1 protein-coding gene is annotated in these 518 nt (G+C 68.5%); it reads left to right on the top strand.

Annotation, left to right across the window (positions count from 1 at the left end; genetic code table 11):
• Positions 1-9: 9 nt before the first annotated feature.
• The coding region (locus WS49_RS12160; protein ID WP_156441382.1) for a tetratricopeptide repeat protein at positions 10-518 on the top strand (509 nt) is incomplete at its 3' end.

The raw sequence follows: 518 nt of genomic DNA, 5'->3' as shown, positions 1-518 counted from the left end.
AACGACGACATGCAACAGACCACGGACATTCTCGGCGCCGCACTGGCGCATCACCAGGCGGGCCGGCTGGGCGACGCGAAGGCGGGCTACGAGCAGCTGCTCGCGCACGAGCCCGCGCATCCGGACGCGCTGCATTTTCTCGGGCTGCTGACCTGTCAGGCAGGGCAGCCGGAGGAAGGGATCGCGCTGATGCGCCGCTCGATCGACGCGTATCCGAGCGCGATCTATCACAACAACCTGGGCAACGCGCTGCGCGAGCGAGGCCGGCTCGACGATGCGATCGCTCAGTACCGCGAAGCGGTGCAGCGACAGCCGGACTACGCGGAAGCGCACAACAACCTGGGCGACGCGCTGCGCGAGGCGCGGCAGCCGGATGCGTCGATGCAGCACTGCGCGCAGGCGATCGCGCTGCGGCCGGACTATGCGCAGGCGTACAACAACCTGGGCAACGCGCTGAAGGACCTCGGTCAGGCGGATGCGGCGGTGCTGGCATACGGCAAGGCGATCGAGCATGACCC

This window comes from Burkholderia sp. RF7-non_BP4, from assembly GCF_001521935.1.
GTDB classification, from domain to species: domain Bacteria; phylum Pseudomonadota; class Gammaproteobacteria; order Burkholderiales; family Burkholderiaceae; genus Burkholderia; species Burkholderia diffusa.
The sequence above is the reverse complement of the archived record's forward strand: the minus strand, read 5'-3'. Positions and strand labels throughout refer to the sequence as shown.